19 protein-coding genes are annotated in these 20732 nt (G+C 60.2%); 5 read left to right on the top strand and 14 right to left on the bottom strand.

The genetic code is table 11. The features are described from left to right. Positions 1-3 precede the first annotated feature (3 nt). From ACR0B7_RS12985 to ACR0B7_RS12965, 5 genes are all read right to left on the bottom strand, one after another. Positions 4-966, bottom strand: a complete 963-nt coding sequence (locus tag ACR0B7_RS12985) for a calcium/sodium antiporter (RefSeq protein ID WP_170485203.1) — start codon at positions 964-966, stop codon at positions 4-6. Between the two features lie 168 nt (positions 967-1134). Continuing rightward, the gene (locus ACR0B7_RS12980; protein ID WP_170485205.1) at positions 1135-1932 is read right to left on the bottom strand and encodes a S49 family peptidase; all 798 of its coding nucleotides are present in this window, start codon (positions 1930-1932) and stop codon (positions 1135-1137) included. Positions 1933-2045: 113 nt separating this feature from the next. Continuing rightward, complete coding sequence (locus ACR0B7_RS12975) at positions 2046-2807, bottom strand: ABC transporter permease (RefSeq protein ID WP_170485207.1); 762 nt, start codon at positions 2805-2807, stop codon at positions 2046-2048. After that, complete coding sequence (locus tag ACR0B7_RS12970; protein WP_170415201.1) at positions 2804-3733, bottom strand: ABC transporter ATP-binding protein; 930 nt, start codon at positions 3731-3733, stop codon at positions 2804-2806. The genes ACR0B7_RS12975 and ACR0B7_RS12970 overlap by 4 nt, the downstream gene beginning before the upstream one ends. A 100-nt stretch (positions 3734-3833) precedes the next feature. Beyond that, entirely contained in the window at positions 3834-5099 is a 1266-nt protein-coding gene (locus ACR0B7_RS12965; RefSeq protein WP_170576800.1) for a TAXI family TRAP transporter solute-binding subunit, read from the bottom strand. A gap of 124 nt (positions 5100-5223) precedes the next feature. Here ACR0B7_RS12965 and ACR0B7_RS12960 point away from each other — a divergent pair, with 124 nt between their 5' ends. After that, positions 5224-6312: a CaiB/BaiF CoA transferase family protein gene (locus tag ACR0B7_RS12960; RefSeq protein ID WP_170485211.1), complete on the top strand. Its 1089-nt coding sequence runs from the start codon at positions 5224-5226 to the stop codon at positions 6310-6312. Positions 6313-6394: 82 nt separating this feature from the next. On the opposite strand, the gene hemE is transcribed toward ACR0B7_RS12960, so the two are convergent. Continuing rightward, positions 6395-7429, bottom strand: a complete 1035-nt coding sequence (gene hemE / locus ACR0B7_RS12955; protein WP_170485214.1) for a uroporphyrinogen decarboxylase — start codon at positions 7427-7429, stop codon at positions 6395-6397. 106 nt (positions 7430-7535) lie between these two features. On the opposite strand from hemE, the gene hemC reads away from it, so the two are divergent. Then, entirely contained in the window at positions 7536-8495 is a 960-nt protein-coding gene (hemC, locus tag ACR0B7_RS12950; protein ID WP_170576799.1) for a hydroxymethylbilane synthase, read from the top strand. A gap of 222 nt (positions 8496-8717) precedes the next feature. On the opposite strand, the gene ACR0B7_RS12945 is transcribed toward hemC, so the two are convergent. The 7 genes from ACR0B7_RS12945 to ACR0B7_RS12915 all read right to left on the bottom strand — a co-directional run bounded on the left by ACR0B7_RS12945 (position 8718) and on the right by ACR0B7_RS12915 (position 17541). Further along, positions 8718-10004 carry an aminotransferase class III-fold pyridoxal phosphate-dependent enzyme gene (locus tag ACR0B7_RS12945; RefSeq protein ID WP_170576798.1) on the bottom strand — a complete coding sequence of 429 codons (1287 nt, stop codon included), beginning with the start codon at positions 10002-10004 and terminating at the stop codon, positions 8718-8720. Between the two features lies 1 nt (position 10005). Then, positions 10006-11109, bottom strand: a complete 1104-nt coding sequence (locus tag ACR0B7_RS12940; RefSeq protein ID WP_170485221.1) for a mandelate racemase/muconate lactonizing enzyme family protein — start codon at positions 11107-11109, stop codon at positions 10006-10008. Between the two features lie 109 nt (positions 11110-11218). Then, positions 11219-12334: an enolase C-terminal domain-like protein gene (locus ACR0B7_RS12935; RefSeq protein WP_170576797.1), complete on the bottom strand. Its 1116-nt coding sequence runs from the start codon at positions 12332-12334 to the stop codon at positions 11219-11221. Then, positions 12331-13437 (bottom strand): enolase C-terminal domain-like protein, encoded by a 1107-nt coding sequence (locus ACR0B7_RS12930; protein ID WP_170485224.1) that lies wholly within the window; start codon positions 13435-13437, stop codon positions 12331-12333. Before ACR0B7_RS12930 ends, ACR0B7_RS12935 begins: the two co-directional genes overlap by 4 nt. After that, positions 13434-14009, bottom strand: a complete 576-nt coding sequence (locus tag ACR0B7_RS12925) for a dimethylsulfonioproprionate lyase family protein (protein WP_170485225.1) — start codon at positions 14007-14009, stop codon at positions 13434-13436. Before ACR0B7_RS12925 ends, ACR0B7_RS12930 begins: the two co-directional genes overlap by 4 nt. After that, on the bottom strand, positions 14006-15088 hold the full coding sequence (locus ACR0B7_RS12920; RefSeq protein ID WP_480681650.1) for an alcohol dehydrogenase family protein: 1083 nt from the start codon (positions 15086-15088) through the stop codon (positions 14006-14008). The genes ACR0B7_RS12925 and ACR0B7_RS12920 overlap by 4 nt, the downstream gene beginning before the upstream one ends. Continuing rightward, positions 15085-17541, bottom strand: a complete 2457-nt coding sequence (locus ACR0B7_RS12915; RefSeq protein WP_170576796.1) for an FAD-dependent oxidoreductase — start codon at positions 17539-17541, stop codon at positions 15085-15087. The genes ACR0B7_RS12920 and ACR0B7_RS12915 overlap by 4 nt, the downstream gene beginning before the upstream one ends. A gap of 68 nt (positions 17542-17609) precedes the next feature. Between ACR0B7_RS12915 and ACR0B7_RS12910 the strand changes: the two genes are divergently transcribed. From ACR0B7_RS12910 to ACR0B7_RS12900, 3 genes are read left to right on the top strand one after another with little or no spacing between them, the layout of a single operon-like run. After that, positions 17610-18497, top strand: coding sequence for a MurR/RpiR family transcriptional regulator (locus ACR0B7_RS12910; RefSeq protein ID WP_170415223.1), 888 nt, complete (start codon positions 17610-17612; stop codon positions 18495-18497). Continuing rightward, a complete protein-coding gene (locus tag ACR0B7_RS12905; RefSeq protein WP_170485227.1) occupies positions 18494-19582 on the top strand; it encodes an aromatic ring-hydroxylating oxygenase subunit alpha in 1089 nt (362 codons plus the stop codon). Before ACR0B7_RS12910 ends, ACR0B7_RS12905 begins: the two co-directional genes overlap by 4 nt. A 42-nt stretch (positions 19583-19624) precedes the next feature. Then, on the top strand, positions 19625-20008 hold the full coding sequence (locus ACR0B7_RS12900) for a carboxymuconolactone decarboxylase family protein (RefSeq protein ID WP_170485228.1): 384 nt from the start codon (positions 19625-19627) through the stop codon (positions 20006-20008). Positions 20009-20047: 39 nt separating this feature from the next. Here ACR0B7_RS12900 and ACR0B7_RS12895 read toward each other — a convergent pair whose 3' ends face one another. Beyond that, on the bottom strand, positions 20048-20716 hold the full coding sequence (locus ACR0B7_RS12895; protein WP_170485229.1) for a TetR/AcrR family transcriptional regulator: 669 nt from the start codon (positions 20714-20716) through the stop codon (positions 20048-20050). Between the last annotated feature and the right edge of the window lie 16 nt (positions 20717-20732).

Below are 20732 nucleotides of genomic sequence, written 5' to 3'. Positions count from 1 at the left end.
AAATCACGCCAACAGAGAGATGACGTAGACCCCGTACAGCAGAGTCAACAACAGACCCCACCCACGCGTGATGTCCTTTTTGAAGAACACAAACGGGATCAGCAACAGCGATGCGCCCAACATGACCCATAGATCAAACTGCAGGAATTCCGGGTCGACCGGAATAGGACCGACCAATGTGGCGATCCCCACGATGGCCAGCAGGTTGAACATGTTCGAGCCGATCACGTTGCCCAACGCGACGTCTGCCTGACGGCGCAGAGCCGCCATCACGGTCGTCGCCAGCTCTGGCAGAGACGTGCCGACAGCCACCAGCGTCAGGCCGATCACAGTCTCGGTCACACCGTAGGTGCGTGCTATGACCGTTGCGTTATCCACCAGCAGATGCGCACCCATCGGCAAGCCGATCAACCCCAGAACCAGATAAATCGAAATCTTCCAATACGGCATGTTCGGGTCGGCTTCTTCCAGCCCGTCCAGTTCGTCGTTATCTTCGCACGGCTGACCGCAGGCTTTGCGATGCGCGTGAGCCTCGCGGAACGCATTCCACAGAACAAGACCAAGTGCAGCCAGCAGGATCGCCCCGCTATACAGGTTGAATATGCCGCAGAACGCCAGCCCGATGAAAAGAACCGAGGCCAACAACATGAAGACATAGTTCTTGCGGCTATCGCATTCGCTGGTGTGCAGCGTGGCCAACAGAGCAGGCAGGCCCAGCACCAGAAGGATGTTGGCCGTGTTCGACCCCACCACGTTGCCCAGCGCGATCCCCGGCGCATTTTCCTTGATGGCGCTGATCGCGATCAATAGCTCTGGGGCCGAGGTGCCGAAGGCAACGATTGTCAGACTGACGATCAGCGCGGGCACACCCAGACGCAGGCTCAGGTTCACCGCACCGCGCACCAGTGCATCACCCGCCAATAGCAGGATCAGCAGCCCGAGGCCGGAAAGCAGCCATGCCGTCATGTACGGCCTCCTTTTTCGCAGGCGCAGGGGCCTTTGCCGATCCTGAACCGCCCGCAGCGCGGGCATCTTGAAGACTGCAACCTCTGCTGTCCCGGAAAGCGCAGCTTTCCGAACATTGCCAGGACACCCATAGCAATCAGAAAGAGGGTTACGATCTTGATAATCACGTTACAAACCGAAACGCGCGTAGGCCGCGCGCTCCTCAAGGCCGGCAATCGCATCCTGCGCCAGTGACGCCCCGAACCGGGACCAGAGCGGCTTGCGAAGACCGTAGCGACGGAACTTTACCTTGTCGCCAAACCGCTCCTGCATCTTGGGCTTAAGGTGGGCGATACCGTCGATCAACCCCAAGTCCTGCGCACGCCGGGCCAACCAGACCTCACCAGTGAACAGGTCCTCATTTTCATCCAGCTTTGCACCACGACGTGTTTTCACATGGGCGATGAAGTTGTCGTGAATATCGGCCAGCAACCTTTCCAGCCGCGCGACATCCTCTTTCTTTTCCGGAGAAAACGGATCCAGCATGGATTTTGACTGCCCGGCCGTATGGACGCGACGTTCGATTCCCTGACGTTTCAGCAACACATGCGCCCCGAACCCGGACGAGATCACCCCGATCGAGCCTAGTACTGAGCTGTCGTCTGCGTAAATCTCATCGGCCGCCGCTGCCAGCCAATACCCGCCCGAGGCGGCGACATCCTCGACAAACGCAATGACCGGCACGTTCAGTTCCTCGGACAAGCGCCGTATGCGGGCGCCAATCAACGAGCTTTGAACCGGCGATCCTCCGGGCGAGTTGATCTCAAGCGCCACCGCAGAGGGTTTTCCTTTGCGAAAGGCTTTCTCAAGCACCGGGGCAAGCGAGGTATCAGACATCGACGCACGTCCGGCCATTCCGATGGCACCGGACAAACGCACAACGGCGACGCTGGGTTGTTTTTTGAGAAACGGCAGGCTGAGTTTCATGGATGCCGATGTAGAGTGCAGCCAACCGGTAAACAAGGGACCGCTGCGGCCTAATACGCGACGTGAACCAAATTCCCACACATGAAGGGCAAAAATGCAACGCCGCGGATCACCTAGCTGCGGATGCGCCAGCCCGTTTTGAAAATCCATCCGATGATACCCAGACAGATGCCCGTGAACGCCAAAATAGCCAAAAGGCTGAACCCGATGGGAACATCAGCAAGCCCGTAGAACGACCAGCGGAACCCGGAAATCAGATAGACCACCGGATTGAACAGGGTGATCGTCTGCCACACCGGAGGCAGCATCGAAATCGAATAGAATGTACCGCCCAGAAAGATCAGCGGCGTCACCACCAATTGCGGGACCAGCGACATCTGCTCAAAATTGCTGGCCCAGATGCCGATAATGAACCCCAGCAACGAAAAGCTAAGGCACGTCAAAACCAGAAACGACACCATCGCCAAAGGGTGCTCGATCCTCAGATCCACGAAGAACGAGGCGGTGATCAGGATCACCACCCCCACGAACAAAGCCTTGGTCGCCGCCGCCCCGACATAGCCGATCACGATCTCGATAAAGTTCACGGGGGCTGACAGCAGTTCGTAAATCGTGCCGAGGAACTTTGGGAAATAAATGCCAAACGACGCGTTCGAGATCGACAGCATCACCACTGACAGCATGATCAGCCCCGGCACGATGAACGCACCGTAGGACACGCCCTCGACCTCTTGGATACGGCTGCCGATAGCGGTGCCGAAAACCACGAAATACAGCGAAGTGGACAGGACCGGAGACAGAAAGCTCTGCGCCAGTGTGCGAAAGAACCGGGCCATTTCAAACCGGTAAATGGCGGCGACGGCGGACCAGTTCATGCGGGGGCTCCGGACACTAGATTGACAAAAATTTCCTCAAGGCTCGATTGACGGGTCTGTACGTCGCGCAAAACCAATCCCGCCTGCGCCACGTCGTTCAGAAGCGTTGTGATGCCCGTTCTGTCAGCGTGGATATCATAAGTGTAGACCAGCGAGTCGCCGTTCCCGTTCAGGGTCAGATTATGCTCGGCCAGGCTTTCGGGGATGGTTTGGATGGGTTCCGTCAACATGACCTCGATCTGCTTTTTGCCCATCTGGGCCATCAGCGTGTCCTTGTCCTGCACCAGCAGCAGCTCACCCTTGTCGATCACACCCACGCGGTCGGCGATGGCCTCGGCCTCTTCGATGTAATGCGTGGTCAGGATGATGGTGACGCCCGCTTGCTTCAGCTCGGCCACGATTTCCCACATGTCTTTGCGCAGCTCAACATCAACACCGGCTGTGGGCTCGTCCAGAAACAACACGCGCGGCTCATGAGCCAGCGCCTTGGCAATTAGCACGCGGCGCTTCATACCGCCCGACAATTCCTTGATCGCGTTCTTGCGCTTGTCCCACAAGGATAGCTTGCGCAGGATTTCCTCGATCCGAGCACTATCCGCGCCATACCCGAACAACCCGCGCGAAAACCGCACCGTATTCCAGACTTTCTCGAACGGCTCCAACGCGATCTCTTGCGGAACCAGCCCGATCATACGACGGGCGGCCCGAAACTCGGTCTGGATATCATGCCCGCCCACCGTCACGGACCCAGAGGTCGGAGTCGTGATCCCGCAAACTGTGGAAATCAGAGTCGTCTTGCCCGCTCCGTTTGGTCCTAGCAGCGCAAGGATCTCTCCTTCTTCAATATCCAAAGAGACGCCCTTCAGCGCCTCGAAACCGTCAGCATAAGATTTGCGCAAGTCCCTGATGGACAGAATTGGTGCCATTCACTTTCCCCGTTCTGGCGGGGACATTACCCCGGCGAACCGACACAGAACAGGCCCATTCCGCACAGGACCCTGCGCATTTTTGTTCGCGTCAAAACTCTCAAGTTGGCCCGGCATTGCGCAATTCGGCAATTCGCTTCTGGATCAGCTCGGCATGCAGCCGGGCGTCATATTGCCCCTGCCGGTAAGCAGCCGGCAAACGCAATGCAGCCAAACGCTCATCCAGTTCACTCAAGTGCGACTGCATCGTATCCAGTTCGGCGTCGCTTGGATCATTGGCCAACTCCAGCTCGATCTCACGGATTTCGGGGTAATGCTGCCAAACGCGCCAGCGCATCGCGTAGGCATAGGCAAACGGCAGCAGCCGCATCAGCGGAACCACGATAAAGAAAAATGGCAACAACAACAGCAATACCCGGTTGATCTGAGCGGCAATCCAGTAAGGCAACCAGTTGTGCCAGGTGGACGGCCCCTCCAGGATCAATTGCCGCGCCGTATTGCTGACATTCAAGCCAGTGCCTTCAATGCTTGGAAAAACGCCCGGATCGGTGATTATGCCGCGCGCCCGATGCAGCTCGATCGCGGCCATTGTCAGACGATTGACCAACGCAGGGTGTAGATCAGGCCGGACAACAAGCCTGGCCTCAATTGCGATCAGATCGACTGGCCGAGGCGGCAGCACCGGGTCCAGTGACATCCCGCCCGCCGGAACAGAGACCACAGTGGCATAGGCCAGACGCCTCGAAATCGCCTGAACATGGGTCAGGTCCAACACCCTCAACCCGGGTTCCTCGTAGGCTGCTTTCAGGTAAGGAGCTTCGATCGGCGCAACATACACCGCGATATCCAACTCTCCGCCCAACAGGGCAGTGGCGGCCTCAGCATAAGGGATCGAAAAATGTTCGTTGTCCTCCTCGGCCAACCCGACGGCACGCTCGAAATCCCGAAACGCGGCCGCCGTGCCCGACCCCGGAGCACCGCTGTTGATCCGCAACCCGGACCATAAGGCGGGATTGCGCGGGATGGCTGCACCCTCGTTCACCAAAAAGACGACCGGCTCAAAAAACACGGCGCCGACGGCCTCTGCCACGGCAGGGTCCACCTTTATTCCGCCCTGCAGAAAGGCCGCATCCACATCGCCGGCCTCCAGTAGCCCAGCATTGTCGACTGACCCGGCTGTTTCGAGAATCTCAAGGCGGATACCATCTCGTGCCAAAATCTCTGCATAGTCCTGCGCCACGGTCTCATAGGCACCACCCGCGGGTCCTGCTGCCAGCACAATGGTATTTGGCGGGTGCAGACGCGAAAGTATGACCGCCAAGACTGCCAGCGTGACAACACTGCCGAAAAGGATCCACAACCGCATCCGAGCCTCACTCTACGCACCGCAAGGAACGCTAGAGGGCGCATAACCATCTTGCAAGTCGCGAAAATCCGGTCTTGCATTTCCAAGGCAGCCCCGGAAACCTGCGTCAATCAAAGGAGGCAACATGCTGCACGGAACCCGGATCATCGAGATCGAAGGCTTGGGCCCTGGCCCGTTCGCGGCCATGCTGCTGGCCGACCTTGGTGCGGATGTCGTAACCATCCACCGCAAGGGCCAGCCTATGACTCCCGGAATGCCCGAGACGTCCGTTCTGGATCGCGGGAAACGGTCCATAGACCTGAACCTCAAGGACGCAGCCGATCTTGAAATCGCCCGACGCCTGATTTCATCAGCCGACGCACTGATCGAAGGCTTCCGCCCTGGCGTGATGGAAAAGCTCGGCCTCAGCCCCGAGACGTGCCACTCCCTCAACCCCAAACTGGTCTATGGCCGAATGACGGGCTGGGGACAGGACAGCCCCCTATCGGATAGGGCCGGCCACGACCTGAACTATATCGCAATGTCCGGCGCGCTCTGGTACGCCTCGGCAGCAGGGCAGGTACCACAGACGCCGGCAACATTGGTGGGCGATATCGGTGGCGGCGCGATGTACCTTGTCACAGGCATACTGGCCGGCCTGATCAACGCACAGCGTACAGGTCAAGGAACCGTCGTCGATGCCGCAATCTATGACGGCTCGGCGCATATGATGAACCTGCTCATGAGCATGCGTCAAACCGGCAACTTGTCAGAAACCCGCGGCCACAGCCTGCTGGACGGCCCCCATTGGAGCCGCACCTATACCTGCGCCGATGGCGAGTTCATCACGGTGCAATGCCTCGAACCAAAATTCTACGCTGAGTTCCTCAAAACGCTGGGGCTGTCACAGGATCCTGACTTCAATAAACAATACGACCCCAACCTGTGGCCACAGCTCACCGCGCGCCTGACTGAAATTTTCGTCCAACACCCCCGCGACCACTGGGCGGCGCTTTTCCATGAAACCGACGCCTGCGTCGCACCTGTCCTCAGCCCCGAACAGGCCCAGTCTCATCCCATGAACAAAGCGCGCCAGACGTGGCAGGACATCGAAGGAGACCTCCAGGCCGCCGCAGCACCGCGCTTTTCAAACCACGTATGGCAACCAAAACCCAGCCCGTCACGCGGAGAACACCGCTCAGAGATTCTGGACGAGCTCAACCAAAAGCGCTGATCCGCCCCTTCATCTGGCTAAAAATATCCCGGGGGATGAATTGGCCGCAGGCCAAGAAGGGGGCTGGCCCCCTTCCACCAGCTTACCGCGATCGTACCGTATCAATCATCAACTGTACGTTCTCAGGATCTGCATCCGGCGTGATCCCATGCCCAAGATTGAAAATATGCGGCCCTTTGGAAAAGGCCTCGACGATCTTGTGCGTCTCATCCACCAAAGCCTGCCCGCCCGTCACCATGTGGGACGAGGCCAGATTGCCCTGCACACAGCCGTCCACCTGCACGTGATCGGCCGCCCAGTCAGGCGAGACCGAGTTATCCAAGGCCACGCAGTCTACACCGGTCGCCTTGGCGAACCCGATATACCCATCCCCGGCCTCGCGTGGGAAACCGATCACCGGAATGCCCGGATGACGTTGCTTGATCGCCTGCGTAATCACACGGCATGGCTCAACTGCGTATTTCTGGAACGCGTCCCCCTTCAAAGACCCAGCCCAGCTATCAAATATCTTGACCACCTCGGCTCCGGCCTCAATCTGGGCCGAGAGGTACTCGATCGTCGCCAGCGTAATCCGCTCCAGCAGCGCCTCGAACAGTGCCACATTCCCTTCACGCAGGGCATGCGCTGGCCCCTGATCCGGCGTACCGCGCCCGGCGATCATATAGGTGGCTACCGTCCACGGTGCACCTGCGAACCCGATCAGAGTCGTCTCGGACGGCAATTCCCGTGACAAGATTCTCACGGTCTCATAAACCGGAGAAAGCGTCTCGTGGATCGCGTCCACGGGCTTCAGCGCATCAAATTCCGCTTGCTGGGTGATGGTCGACAGACGTGGCCCCTCGCCGGTCACGAACCACAGATCAGCGCCCAGCGCTTGCGGCACAAGCAGGATATCGGCAAACAGGATCGCCGCGTCGAACCCATAGCGGCGGATCGGCTGCAAGGTGACCTCTGCCGCCAGTTCCGGGTTATAGCACAGGGACAGAAAGTCCCCCGCCTGTGCTCGCGTCGCGCGATATTCAGGCAGATACCGCCCGGCCTGACGCATCATCCAGATCGGCGGCACATCCTGCACCTCACCCGCCAGCGCCCGCAGCAGTTTCTTTGTCTCGGCCATGTCTGCCCCCAATCATCAGGTTTGCGCCACGGGTCGGCCCTCAGTGGCAATTTGTCAAGCTCTGCCCCCATTGTCAGGGCAATGTGACGCGACTAAAGCTGAGCGTATGACACTGACCCTGCCCTCTCCCGCTTCACCACTGAAAATCGGCACCCGTGGATCGCCTCTGGCGCTGGCACAAGCCTATGAGACGCGGCAGCGACTGGGCGCGGCGTTCGACCTACCGGATGAGGCCTTCGAGATCGTGGTCATCAAGACCACAGGCGACAACCGCGCCATGATTGACGCGGACCGCCCGTTGAAAGAGATCGGCAACAAGGGGCTGTTCACCAAGGAAATCGAAGAGGCGATGCTGCGTGGCGAGATCGACATCGCGGTGCATTCGACCAAGGACATGCCTGTGGAACAACCCGCAGGGCTGGTGCTGGACACATTCCTGCCGCGCGAGGATGTGCGCGACGCCTTCATCTCGCCCAGCCTCAGTTCTATCCATGACCTGCCGCGGAGCGCGGTGGTCGGTACGTCATCGCTGCGCCGTCGGGCACAGTTGTTGAACCGGCGGCCTGATCTAAAGGTCGTTGAATTTCGCGGCAATGTGCAGACCCGCCTCAAGAAACTGGCCGACGGCGTGGCCGATTGCACCTTTCTGGCCATGGCCGGTATCCGCCGCCTGAACATGGACGACGTTCCCGCCACCGCCATTGCGCCCGAAGACATGCTGCCCGCTATCGCCCAAGGCACTATCGGCATCGAACGCCGCAGCGACGATTCCCGCGCAGCTTGTATGCTCGAAGCAATCCACCACGCGGAAACCGGGCAGCGACTGGCCGCCGAACGCGCGCTGCTGGCCGCGCTGGACGGCTCGTGCGAGACGCCGATCGCCGGCCTTGCCGAAATACAGGACGGCCACCTGCGCCTGCGGGGTGAGGTTCTGCGCCCGGACGGGTCCGAGGCCATCTCGGAAGTCCTCACCGGCGCGGTTGCCGATGGGCCTGAGATGGGCCGCGCCATGGCCGAAACGCTGCTGCAGAAAGCGGGTTCAGGCTTCTTTGACTGGAGAAGTTGAGAAAAATTCCGCAATGTGAACTACTTCACTGTAGGCACAGCAACAGGCTGCAAAGATACGGATACACCGATTGAGACGCCGGGCCGCTCTCGAAAAAGTCGAAAGTTTGCAAGTCCGTCCGTATTTTTAAGTGGTATTCGAGGGGGCGAGGCGCAGCCCCGGACATCCAATCAGTCAGGGCCGCTGTCATGAACTGGCAGCGGCCCGTTTCTTTGCTCCAGCTCAATCCGTTCGGGCATTGGCAATCATCTGAACCGCTTTTTCAACCGCGTGCTTGGTCTGTTGCAGGTCTGCTTCTGCCACGGCCAAGGAAGGATAGAGCTTGCCCGGCGACTTGAAGATCCCACTCGCCCGTAAGCTGTTGTTGTAAATCACGTTGCGATGTGGATCATCATGCTTTGCGCTACGGTAGTCACGGCAATCGGCGTCTGTGAAATAGATATCGAACAGGGTTTCATCGCCGCAAATCCGATGCGGAATCCCCGCGTGGTTCAATGCCTCGACCTGCATCTGCTGAAGCGCTGCTCCTGTCGCGCGCAATTGATCATAGACCCCGTCGCGTCGCAGAACCTCCATCGTTTTCAGGCCCGCGACCGAAGCCACAGGGTTGCCGGACAGGGTTCCGAGCTGCATCAGCCACCCGCCCTCGCCTACCTGATCCTTGTCGAAATGCTTCATGATCTCGGCGCTTGCGCCCAGCGCGGCCAACGGAAACCCACCGCCGATGATCTTGCCCAGCGTGCAGATATCGGGCGTCACGCCGTACTTCTCCTGCGCACCGCCATAGGCCAAGCGGAACCCAGTGACGATCTCGTCAAAGATCAGCAGGACATTGTGCTTGTCGCACAGGTCGCGCAGACCTTGCAGGTATCCGGGCAAGGGCGGGATGATCCGTTGCAAGGGTTCGACCATGATCGCGGCAATATCGTCATGTTCGTTCAGCAGGGCTGCAACGGCGTCCAGATCGTTGAACGGCGCGATCAGCATCTGTTCGGCCACACCAGCAGGTATCCCGGCGCTGTCGGGCACCGCTTGTGGAAAGTTGACCCGACGGCTGGGGGCAAGGCTCATTTGTGCTTCGGCGCTCATGCCGTGATAGCCGCCCTCGAACTTCAAAATCTTGTCGCGGCCCGTATAGGCGCGGGCCAGACGGATGGCGTACATATCCGCCTCGCCGCCCGAGGCGACAAATCGCACCTGTTCGCAGCACGGCACGGCGTCGATGATCGCCTCGGCCAGTTCGATCCCCTTGGCGTTATTGGCAAAAAAGGTCATACCCTTGGGCAGTTGCTCCAGCACCGCCTCCATCACTTCGGGGTGGCCGTGGCCCAGCAGCATTGGGCCGGAGCCGATCAGGTAGTCGATATATTCATTGCCGTCCTCATCCCAGACGCGGCTGCCCTCGCCACGGGCGATGATGATGCCGGGGTCGAAATTACCAAATCCCCTGGCGGGCAGGACTTCATTCGCACGGGCGATCCATTCGGATTGAGTGTTGATCTTGAGCATCTCAGACGATCTCCAATATCGGGGAACCAAGGACATCCGGGTCAGGGGCGACACCTAAGCCCGGACCTTCGGGCGGAGCAATACGACCGTTTTCACGGTTTGGTGAATCCGGGCAGAGGCGTGGGGCCACGTATGAGGACAGATCACAGGTGTTCAGCAACGACCCCTGCGGCGTTGAGGCAGCAAAGTGCAGCGACGCGGCAGTGACAATATCCGACCCCCAAGTGCATTCGGCGCAAATCTCGGCCCCAAGATGTACGCTCAGATCGCGCGCGCGGCGCATGGCTGAAAGCCCTCCGAATTTGGACAGTTTCAGCGCCACGGCATCCATGCAGCCCAACTGGTGCGCGCGCAGCAGCGAGCCCAGATCATGGGCGTTTTCGTCGATCTTCATCGGCAGACCGGTGGCTTGACGGACCGCGGCGCAGTCGTCCAGCGTTTTGCAGGGCTGTTCCAGCATCACATCCAGATGCGCAACCGCACGGCCTGTCCGCGTGGCCTGAAGGCGAGAAGCCCCGCAGTTCCAGTCGCCGTAAACCAACGGCTCCGGTCCCACGGCCTCGCGCACTTTGATCAGTCGTTCGGCGTCGGCCTGCCAGTCGGCTTCGACCCCCAGCTTGACCTGAAATTGGCGGATACCGGTCTGATACGCAGTTTGCGCGATCCGAGCCATCTCATCCGGGGCGACACAGGTAATCGAATGGTAGAGCGGCATGTCCTTGCGCGTGCGACCGCCCAGCAAGGCATAGACCGGCTGGCCTGTGGCTTGGCCGAACAGGTCCCAAAGCGCCAGATCAACGGCGGATTTGGCATAGCGGTGGCCGGGCAAAAAACCGTCGAGCTTGCGCATGGGCGCGTCGGCCCCGAAAGGCGACATACCGAGGATTTCCGGGGCCATTTCGGTGATCGCTGAGGGGACACCATCCGCATAGGCGGGCAAGTAGTGCGGGATCGGACAAACCTCGCCCCATCCTTTCAGGCCAGTATCCGTCTCAAGGCACAGGACATGGGTTTTGACCGTGGCGCAGGTTTTACCTTCGGCCATGTGGTAGGTCTCATGGCTGGTGAGGTCGACGGACCAGAGGGTGAGCTTGGTGATCTTCATTCCGGCCGTCCTTTGGGTGGTGATGTCGTGCAGTCAGAGGGGCCAGCCCCTCTCTTGGCCTGCGGCCAATTCACACCCCGGGATATTTTTGGCCAGATGAAGGAGCGGATCATCGCGGGACCTCGTAGGTTGCGATTGGGGGGCCGAGGGCATCTTCATCGGGGTGAACGCCGAGGCCCGGGGTTTCTGGCAGGTGGAGGTGACCGTTCGTGTTGCGGGGGCCGCGACCGCCAGCGATGTCGACGGTGATCATGTCCTGACAAGCCCAGACTGCGTGGCAGTTTTCATCGGGGATCGTGGCGGCCAGATGAAGGGCCTCGGTATCGGCCAGAACGGAACCTCCGGTCGCCATGACGAACATGTCGATCCCGTGGGCCAGTGCGATGTCGCGCATCCGGGCGGCCTTGGTCAGGCCGCCAACGCGGTTGAGTTTGATCCCGAACACCTCGGCCACACCATCGCGGGCAATGCGCGTTGCGTCTTGCAAGGTGACGAGGCTTTCATCCACGGATACCGGCGCGGCGTGGAGGCCCGCGATGGCGGCGATATCGTCGAGGGACTCGCAGGGTTGTTCAAACATCACGCTCAGCGGTTCGCAGGCTTTCATAACCCTCAGCGCCTGTTGGCGGGTCCAACCGCGGTTTACGTCATAAAGGACGATTTCACCGGGGCGGCGAATACTCTCTACATCGCGGACGCGGGCGATATCGCGTTCGACGTCTCCGCCGATTTTGACCGAATGGGCGACGTATCCCCGGCTGCGGTAGCGGTCCATGACCTTTCGGGTTTCTTCGGCGGTTTTGGCACCGACGGATGAGGCAATCGGGCGCGGTGTACGCGAGCCGCCGCCCATCAGGTCGGCAATCGGCAACCCTACCGCCTGTCCTGCAATATCCCAGCAGGCCATGTCGATCGGACTTTTGGCATAGAGGTGGCCGGGAAGCGCGGTGTCCATCGCGCGCTCAACCTCCAGAACCCTGCGCGGGTCGAGGCCCAGAACAAACGGGGCCATGGTTTCGATCCCGGCGCGGATGCCCGGGCCGTGGGCGGGCACGTAGGTGTGGCCCCAGGGTTTGCCCTCGCCCCAACCTGTCAGGCCGGTATCCGTTTCGATCTTTACCAGCGTCGCGTCGAGCGTTTCAAACTTCAGCCGTCCACCGGATAGCCAGTAGGGATGCTCTAGCGGCAGGTCGACTTGGTAGACGGTGATGGTTTTGATTTTCATAGCGCGTACTCCGCCACGGGGATGCCGAGGCTTTCAAAATCCGGGGTGACGCCTAACCCTGGCGCGTCCGAGGCGAAGAGCTTGCCGTTTCGCGACACAGCTCCGCCGATTCCAGTGGACCGGGTGTTGTAATTCATCAGGTCGGTGGTGTTTTGCAGGTAGTCTGCGGGCGTCGAGGCAGCAAAATGGGCGACCGTGGCAGAGGTGATTTCCCCACCCCATGTATCTTCAGCCACCACGGGAATGCGGTTTTCAATCAGGTAGTCGCGCACCCGCCGCGCCTTGCTGAGCCCGCCAAGATTGGACAGTTTCAGACAGCAGAACTCGGCCCCTTTGTCCGCAACGATGCGTTGCGCCATGTGCATACCCGTCAGGCACTCGTCCAGCTTCATCGGCTGTTCCGCGACTCGGCGGACCTGCTGACATTCCTCATACGTGCGGCAGGGCTGTTCGAGGATATAGTCCAGATCGCGCGTCGCCCGTGCGACCCGGATTGCATTGTCCACACGCCAGCCCTGATTGGCGTCGGCCATTGCCTTTTCGCCCGGTTGCAGCAACGGGATCGTGGCACGAATCCGGTCGATATCAGAGGCCCAATCCGCACCCACCTTGATCTGAAACTGGCGGTAGCCCTGATCGCGATAGGCGTTCATCTCGGCTACGGTTTCATCCAGCGCCTTCTGCGGCGCAACACGGTACATCGGAGCGCCATCGGTCAGCTTGCCGCCCAGCAGCATCCAGACGGGTTGATCGCACACCTGACCCAACAAATCCCAGCACGCCACGTCGAACGGTGCCTTGGCATACCCGTGCCCCTGAACCAGATGGTCCATAAGCTGTTCGATCCGTCCAACCTGTCGTGGATCCTCACCCAGTAGCTTCGGCGCGACCAGCCGTGCCAAGGCGGGCACGCCTTCGGAATGCGCGACCATGTAGTTTTCTCCACAAGGGGTGAACTCTCCACAGCCCTGCAGACCGGCATCCGTGTCGATGACCACAACCGAGGCCACCGCCACCTCAATCGCGTTGCCCGCACCCCACACATAGGCTCCGCCCACATAGGGCAGCCCGGTTTGGTAGATGCGGATGCGGGTGATCTTCATGCGGCGTCCATCCGGGGCAGATCGTCCAAACCTTCCCCTCGCCACAGAACATAGGTCAGGATCGGGCGATCGGTGGTGGCCATGGCGTGGCTTTGCCAACTGTTGTGAAGCCGGGTTTGATTGGGAACAAGATCGGCCTCGTTGCCATCGACCTTGAACCGCGCGCTGCCCGCAACGATCAGGTAAAGCTCTTCGGCCTGATGACTGTGCCAGTCATAGGTCAGACCCGCCCCCCAAAAGGCCACGTATCCCCGCAACCGGGTCGAGTGGAAGTGACCTGACGGGCCAAACAGCTCATAATAGCCATACCGGCTCAGGAAATCCGCACCGACCTCATCCTCGGTATAAGTCACTTTCCAATCGGCCAGATGTGCGGTTGCCCGGATTGCCTCGGTCAGGGCTTTGGTTGGCCCAGCGTCGGGCTCAATCGCCTGCACCAGAGGCACCGCAGGGATCGCGTTTGGTGGCACGTCAACGGCGCGCAGATCATCCGGCCAGTCTCCGAACGCGGCCAGATCGGGATGCGCGTGGTGCAACTGTTGGGCGGCTTTGAGGACATCATCCATAGTCATGGGATCACCACGATGTTGCCGGTGTGCTGTTTGGCGATAAAGGCCGCCTGCGCCTCACGCAGTTCCTCCAGAGGATATGTTGCGGCGAGGGCGGGTTTGATCTGACCCGCCTCGATATATTTCACGAGGTTCTGCATCACCTGCGGGTCAATCACGGTCGAGCCGGTGAAGGTCAGGTCGCGCAGGTAGAATGTGCGCAGGTCAAAATCCACCATCGGCCCTGCGATAGCACCGGAACAGGTATAGCGCCCACCACGTTCGAGGATGTCGATCAGGGTCGGCCAATAGGGGCCACCGACCACATCGGCGACCACGGTGATTTTTTCGTCACCCAGCGCCGCACGCAGGTTGTCAGGCGCGCGGGGCAGGATCATGTCCGGGCCAAGTTGGGCGACGTCGGCGTGTTTCGCCTCGGACGCCAGCGCAATCACCCGCGCACCGCGCCGTTTGGCCAGTTGTACCAATGCGCCTCCGACCCCGCCCGAGGCTCCGGGCACCAGAACCGTGTCTTTCGCGGTGACATTGGCGCGGGTCAGCATCCCTTCGGCTGTTGAGTAGGAACAGGAAAACGTCGCCAGTTCTGCATCCGACAGGTCAGAGGTGATCGGCACGGCATTCACGGCCAGAGTGGTGGCGTATTCGGCAAACCCTCCGTCCCGTTCCGAGCCGTAGTAGCCGGTTTTGTCCTTGTTTCCGGGGTCATCCGGGTCGCGCAGCCAGCCGTCAGTGATCACACGCTGACCGATACGGGTGGGATCAACGCCTGCACCGACGGCAACGATGTGGCCACAGATGTCGGCCCCTTGGATGCGCGGGAAGGTGATCGGGTTGCCGCCCCATGTGGGGTCTTCCTCGCCCACCTCGTCAAACGCGCCGCCTGTGGTCGCGTCGGTGACCGTTTTGGAGTACCAGCCGGATCGTGTGTTCACATCGGTGTTGTTCAGACCGCAAGCGGCGACTTTGATCAGCACCTCATGGGCCGCAGGTTCGGGGCGGGGCCAGTCTTTGTGCAGCACCATTTGCTCCAGACCACCATGGCCCATCGTGACCATGGCTTTCATTGTATCGGGCAGGGTCATTGCGCGGCCTCCATTATAGCATCAGTGCGCGGCAGCAGGCTTTGCGGATCATAAGCAGGTTCGCCCAGCACGCGGGCCGCGCGGGGTTGGCCGTGGATGACGACCTGCAATGCCGTACCGAGCGTGGCGGCCTCGGGTTTGATATAGGCGAAAGCGAGGATCTTGCCGACAGAGTGCCCATAGGCCACCGATGCGGTCGAGCCGACGACGCGGCCATCCAACATCACCGCTTCTCCGCCATGACCATCGATCTCACCATCCGGTTCGATTTCCAGATAGGCGCAAATCCACGGCAGGTCGGCGTTCAAGGTCTTATCCTTACCCAGATAGTCCTTGTCGGTACGGGCAAAGCGCAGCACGTCGGCTTCGGCCAGAGTGACCTCATTGGTCAGCTCGCCCGCGCCTTTGAACCCCTTCTCCATCCGCATCACGTTCATGGCAAAGCTGCCATAGTCGGCGATGCCGAGCGGTTCTCCGGCGGCCCAAAGTGCGGAGTAGACATCGAGGCAGGCGGCGTTGGGCATGTGCAACTCCCAGCCCAGTTCCCCGGCATAGGACATGCGGAAGGCCCAGACCTGATAACCTGCGATGTCGATTTCCTGCGCCGACAGCCAGCGGAACCCGGCATTGGTCAGATCGGCATCAGTGCAACGCGCCAAAACGTCCCGCGACCGTGGGCCGTTCAGTGACAGCGCCGACCAGTCCGCGGACAGAGCGGTGATCTGAACATCCTCATCCGCACGCTGCTGGGTCAGATGATCCAACAGGCGTTGTTCAAAGAACGCCGCACAGACCAGATAGAAGCGGTCTTCGGCCAAACGAACGATGGTCGTCTCCAACTCGATCCTGCCCCCGCGGTTCAGCATATGGGTCAGCGTGATCGAGCCAACCTTTTGCGGCATCCGGTTGGCGGTCAGCTGATCCAGCAGGGCATAGGCGTCCGGGCCGGAAACCTCGACCTTGGTAAAGGCTGTCACGTCCATGATGCCGACGCGCTCGCGCACCGCTTTGACCTCAGCCGCGACCATGTCATCGGCGGGCGTCCGGCGGAAGGAATAGTGATCGCGTTGCTCGACCCCATTGCGGGCAAACCAGCGGGGGCGTTCAAAACCGTAAACCTCCTCATGCACCGCGCCCTTGGACTTCAGCAGCTCATATAAAGGCGAGGGCTTGATCGGGCGTCCCTCTAGCCTGTTGAAATGTGGAAAGGGGATTTCGTGGCGCAGGCAGTAGTCTTCCTCGGCCTTGATCACTTGCCAGTCCTTGGTGGCATAGCTACCGAACCGGCGCGGATCGAACTCACGCATCGAGATATCGGCGGCCCCATGCACCATCCAGCGCGCCAACTCGCGCGTCAGCCCCGGCCCCCAGCCGATCCCGATCTGCGTACCGCAGCAGCACCAGTAATTCCGAACCCCCGGCGCAGGCCCGATCAAAGGGTTCCCGTCCGGCGGATGCGAAATCGCCCCATGCACGTCACGTTGAATGCCCAGCTCGGCAAAGATCGGCATCCGGTTCAGGCTTTCTTCCAGCCACGGCATCACCCGGTCATAATCCGCGTCGAACAGCCAATTTTCGTATTCCCACGGGCAATGATCATGCCAGACCGAGTTGGGGTTCTCTTTCTCATAAATCCCGATCAGACCGCGATTTTGCTCCATCCTGATATAGCCCGAGACTTTACGGTCATCGCGGATCACCGGCAGTTCGGTGTCGAGGTTTTGGAACTCGGGCACTGGTTCGGTCACGAAATAATGGTGCGTCATCGAGGTCATCGGCAGTTGCAGCCCCGACCATTCGCCCATCTGACGCGCATAGGTGCCGCTCGCGTTCACCACATGCTCGCAGGTGATGGTGCCCTGTTCGGTTTCCACCACCCATTCATCGTTCTCGGCCTGCGTGATGTTGGTGGCGCGACAGTTGCGGAAGATGCGGACGCCTTTCTGACGTGCACCAGCCGCCATTGCCATAGTCACATTGGTCGGGTCCACGTGGCCGTCATCCGGCGTGTGCAGCGCACCCAACACTCCATCTAAATTGTAAAACGGGTGCAGCTCGGCCACCTTTTCAGGCCCGACAAGTTCGATGTTGAACCCCAGCGAGCGACCCACCGAGAGGGTGTGGCGCAACCAGTCCATCTCATCCTCGGTATAGGCCAGACGGAACGAGCCACAGCCATGCCATGTCACCGGCTGGCCCGTCTCGGCCTCCAATGCGCCAGAATACAGGCCAATGTTGTAGTCCACGCATTTGCCCAGCCCAAAGCTCGAGGTCGAATGCGTGATCTGCCCTGCCGCGTGCCAAGTGCTACCGCTGGTCAGCTCGGCCTTTTCCAGCAGGACGGTGTCTTCGCCCCAGCCTTCATGCGCCAGATGATAGGCCAGACCGACTCCCATGACGCCGCCTCCGACGATGACCACGCGGGTGTGGGCGGGCAATTTCTTCTCGGACATGACATTTCCTCTTCCCGAGTCGCTTTTCTGCTCGACAGGCTAATTCCACATTTGTACCATCGTCAATCATGAATGACACAAATGTATCATCAATCGTTCTCGACCGCCTCACCGAAGAGTGGGACGCCCTGACGCCCGAGGCGCAGAAGGCCGCGCGCTATGTGCTGGAAAACCCAACAGACGTTGGGGTTTCCACCGTGCGCGAGATTGCCGAGGCCGCGAAGGTCAAGCCCAACACCTTTGTCCGCATGGCCCGGCAAGTAGGCTTTGAAGGCTATGAGGATTTCCGCGCCCCGTTCCGCGATGCGATTCGGCAAGGTGGCGTGTCCTTCCCCGATCGCGCCCGCTGGTTGCAGGATATCGGAAAATCGGGCGAGTTGGGCGGGCTTTACGCCGATATGGTCGGTGCCGCGATCCGCAATATCGAGGAAACCTTTGCCGGGATAGATGCGGCCCGCCTGAAGGCCGCTGCCGAAGATATCTGGAAATGCCGCCAAATCTTCACACTGGGCGTCGGCGTGAACAACGCGAACGCCCGCAATTTCACCTATCTTGCGTCAACAGGAATGAAGCAGTTCCACGCCATCCCTCGCCCCGGATCGACCCCTGTGGACGATCTGGCCTGGGCCGATGAACAGGACGTGCTGATTGCCATCACCTGCCACCCCTATCGGACCGAGGTGATCGACGCGATCAAACTGGCCCGACAACAGGGGCTGACTGTGGTGGGCATCTCGGACAGCCCGGCCAGTCCGGTCATTCTGAACGCGCAGCACGGCTTTGTCGTGGCCGCCGATACGCCGCAATTCTTCCCCTCGTCCGTTTCGACCATCGCTTTGCTGGAAACGCTGCTGTCCTTTGTGGTGGCCGTGTCCAGCGACGAAATCGTCGAGCGGGTGGATCGGTTTCACCAACGCAGACACCAACTTGGCCTCTACGCGGAGGAGCCTGAATGAACGCCCCCCTCACCCACTCACTGGACGCGCGCTATTATACCGATCCCGCGATCTTCGCGCAGGAAATGCAGGGGCTTCTGGCCCGAACATGGCAATTCGCCGGTCACGTGGCACAGGTGCGTGAACCGGGCGACTATTTCGCGTTCGAGATCGCGGGGCAAAACCTGTTCTGCATCCGGGGCCGCGACGGTGAAATCCGCACCTTCTACAACGTCTGCCAACACCGCGCCCATGAGATGGTCAGCGGCGCAGGCAATACCCGCGTTGTCGTCTGCCCGTATCACGCGTGGACCTATGAGCTGACAGGCCAGTTGCGCGCCGGGCCGAATATCAAATCGGTTCCCGGTTTCGACCGCAGCGCGATCTGCCTGACCTCGGTGCGGACCGAAGTGTTCAACGGCTTCATCTTCGTCAACCTCGATGATGACGCAGCACCCATGGATGAATGGTACCCCGGCGTGCGCGAGGAAATCCGCGCCTTTATCCCGCATATTGACGATCTGGAACCGCTGGAGTGGGTGGAAATCCAAGAAAACTGCAACTGGAAGGTCAGTATCGAGAACTACTCGGAATGCTATCACTGCCCGACCAACCACCCGACCTTCGCCGAAGGTGTTGTCAAGCCCGAGACATATGACATTCAGCCCGACGCCAGCGGCGGTTACGTCCTGCGGCACACGACCGAGTGTCAGAGCCTCGACAAGATGACCTATCCCATCGACATGTCTGTGCCGCACGCGGGCGACTATCAGTCGTGGTTCCTGTGGCCGATGTTCTCATTTCAGTGCTACCCCGGCAACGTACTGAACACCTATCACTGGCGCGCACATGACGCCGATCACTGCACCGTCTGGCGCGGCTGGTACACCGAGGGTGGATCCGAAAGCGCCGTGATCCGGCAACTGGCCGTGCAAGACCGTGAAACCACCGTGGAAGAAGATATCCGTCTGGTGGAATCCGTTCATCGCGGCCTGAAATCCCGCGGCTATCGTCCCGGACCATTGGTCTTGGACCCCGGTTGTGGTGTGATGTCGGAACACTCGATCGCCCGGCTGCAACAATGGATGCGCGAGGCCGTGGACTGACGTCCCGCGCAAGCGACCGAAACCCGAAAAGCAGAGGATAAAATGGCAGATATTTTCGACGAAGACCTGTTCCTGAAAGGGTTGGAACAACGCAAAGGCACTCTGGGCGCGGAATATGTCGAGAAGAATCTGGCCGCAGCCGATGACTTCACCCGCCCGTTTCAAGAGGCCATGACCGCATGGTGCTGGGGCTTTGGCTGGGGCGATGACGTGATCGACGCCAAGACACGGTCGATGATGAACCTGTCGATGATCGGCGCATTGGGCAAGATGCATGAATGGGAAATCCACTGCAAAGGCGCGATCAACAACGGTGTATCCCCCGAAGAAATCCGCGCCATCATTCACGTGATCGGCATTTACTGCGGCGTCCCGCAGGCGTTGGAATGCTTCCGCGTCGCACGCAAGGTTCTGGGATACACTTAACCGACCCGACACGCGGCAGGTCCTGCACAACTCACCGGGTCACGACGACCCCGTGCTTAAACTGCCGGTAATGCCAGCCTCGCAAAAGCTTAGCAGGTTCTCGATCACGTCCTCTGCCTCGGGTCCACCTTCGGACCCGGACAGGGCTGAAATACGCCAGTCGGACGTACACAAAGCCAACATCGCAGACACCGCATAGACCAACGACGCGGACACACGGTTTGGGTCAGCGTTGGGGAACCGCGCACACAACGCCTGAACCGCGAAGGATGCGGCGGGATCGAAATGCACCTTTGCCAGCGCCCGCCAGCGCGTATCCGCGGAAACCATCGCCACGATACGCGCGTAAGCCAACCATTGCGGATCACCGCCGAATGCGCGCGTGATCAGCGGCAGCATATAGGCCGCGACAAAGTCCCTGACCCGCCAATCCTGACCCTCCAGCGCCTTGATCGCAGCAAGGCGTTCTTCGGACAGAACAGAGGCCCGGCGCGCGACGATCCGCTCAAACAATTCTTCTTTTGGGCCGCCGTGAAAATTCACATTCGCCTTCTGAACCTGCGCCCGTCCCGCGATGTCTCGAATCGATGCGCCCTCGAATCCCCGTTCGGAAAAAACCTGCTCTGCCGCATCCAGGATTCGCTCTCGCGCAGCTACGGATCGCTGCGACGGCGCCCTTTTTCTTTCTTTTACAGCGTGTTGTGACATCTCAAAAATCAGTTTG

It is taken from the genome of Ruegeria sp. BB6, assembly GCF_056539385.1.
Note: the sequence above shows the minus strand (reverse complement) of the source record. Positions and strands in the feature narration are given on the sequence as shown.

What these genes read in the sequence shown, in the direction of transcription:
- ACR0B7_RS12985 (WP_170485203.1), bottom strand. Translation starts at nt 966, where the DNA reads ATGACGGCATGGCTGCTTTCCGGCCTCGGGCTGCTGATCCTGCTATTG.
- ACR0B7_RS12980 (WP_170485205.1), bottom strand. Translation starts at nt 1,932, where the DNA reads ATGAAACTCAGCCTGCCGTTTCTCAAAAAACAACCCAGCGTCGCCGTT.
- ACR0B7_RS12975 (WP_170485207.1), bottom strand. Translation starts at nt 2,807, where the DNA reads ATGAACTGGTCCGCCGTCGCCGCCATTTACCGGTTTGAAATGGCCCGG.
- ACR0B7_RS12970 (WP_170415201.1), bottom strand. Translation starts at nt 3,733, where the DNA reads ATGGCACCAATTCTGTCCATCAGGGACTTGCGCAAATCTTATGCTGAC.
- ACR0B7_RS12965 (WP_170576800.1), bottom strand. Translation starts at nt 5,099, where the DNA reads ATGCGGTTGTGGATCCTTTTCGGCAGTGTTGTCACGCTGGCAGTCTTG.
- ACR0B7_RS12960 (WP_170485211.1), top strand. Translation starts at nt 5,224, where the DNA reads ATGCTGCACGGAACCCGGATCATCGAGATCGAAGGCTTGGGCCCTGGC.
- hemE (WP_170485214.1), bottom strand. Translation starts at nt 7,429, where the DNA reads ATGGCCGAGACAAAGAAACTGCTGCGGGCGCTGGCGGGTGAGGTGCAG.
- hemC (WP_170576799.1), top strand. Translation starts at nt 7,536, where the DNA reads ATGACACTGACCCTGCCCTCTCCCGCTTCACCACTGAAAATCGGCACC.
- ACR0B7_RS12945 (WP_170576798.1), bottom strand. Translation starts at nt 10,004, where the DNA reads ATGCTCAAGATCAACACTCAATCCGAATGGATCGCCCGTGCGAATGAA.
- ACR0B7_RS12940 (WP_170485221.1), bottom strand. Translation starts at nt 11,109, where the DNA reads ATGAAGATCACCAAGCTCACCCTCTGGTCCGTCGACCTCACCAGCCAT.
- ACR0B7_RS12935 (WP_170576797.1), bottom strand. Translation starts at nt 12,334, where the DNA reads ATGAAAATCAAAACCATCACCGTCTACCAAGTCGACCTGCCGCTAGAG.
- ACR0B7_RS12930 (WP_170485224.1), bottom strand. Translation starts at nt 13,437, where the DNA reads ATGAAGATCACCCGCATCCGCATCTACCAAACCGGGCTGCCCTATGTG.
- ACR0B7_RS12925 (WP_170485225.1), bottom strand. Translation starts at nt 14,009, where the DNA reads ATGACTATGGATGATGTCCTCAAAGCCGCCCAACAGTTGCACCACGCG.
- ACR0B7_RS12920 (WP_480681650.1), bottom strand. Translation starts at nt 15,088, where the DNA reads ATGACCCTGCCCGATACAATGAAAGCCATGGTCACGATGGGCCATGGT.
- ACR0B7_RS12915 (WP_170576796.1), bottom strand. Translation starts at nt 17,541, where the DNA reads ATGTCCGAGAAGAAATTGCCCGCCCACACCCGCGTGGTCATCGTCGGA.
- ACR0B7_RS12910 (WP_170415223.1), top strand. Translation starts at nt 17,610, where the DNA reads ATGAATGACACAAATGTATCATCAATCGTTCTCGACCGCCTCACCGAA.
- ACR0B7_RS12905 (WP_170485227.1), top strand. Translation starts at nt 18,494, where the DNA reads ATGAACGCCCCCCTCACCCACTCACTGGACGCGCGCTATTATACCGAT.
- ACR0B7_RS12900 (WP_170485228.1), top strand. Translation starts at nt 19,625, where the DNA reads ATGGCAGATATTTTCGACGAAGACCTGTTCCTGAAAGGGTTGGAACAA.
- ACR0B7_RS12895 (WP_170485229.1), bottom strand. Translation starts at nt 20,716, where the DNA reads ATGTCACAACACGCTGTAAAAGAAAGAAAAAGGGCGCCGTCGCAGCGA.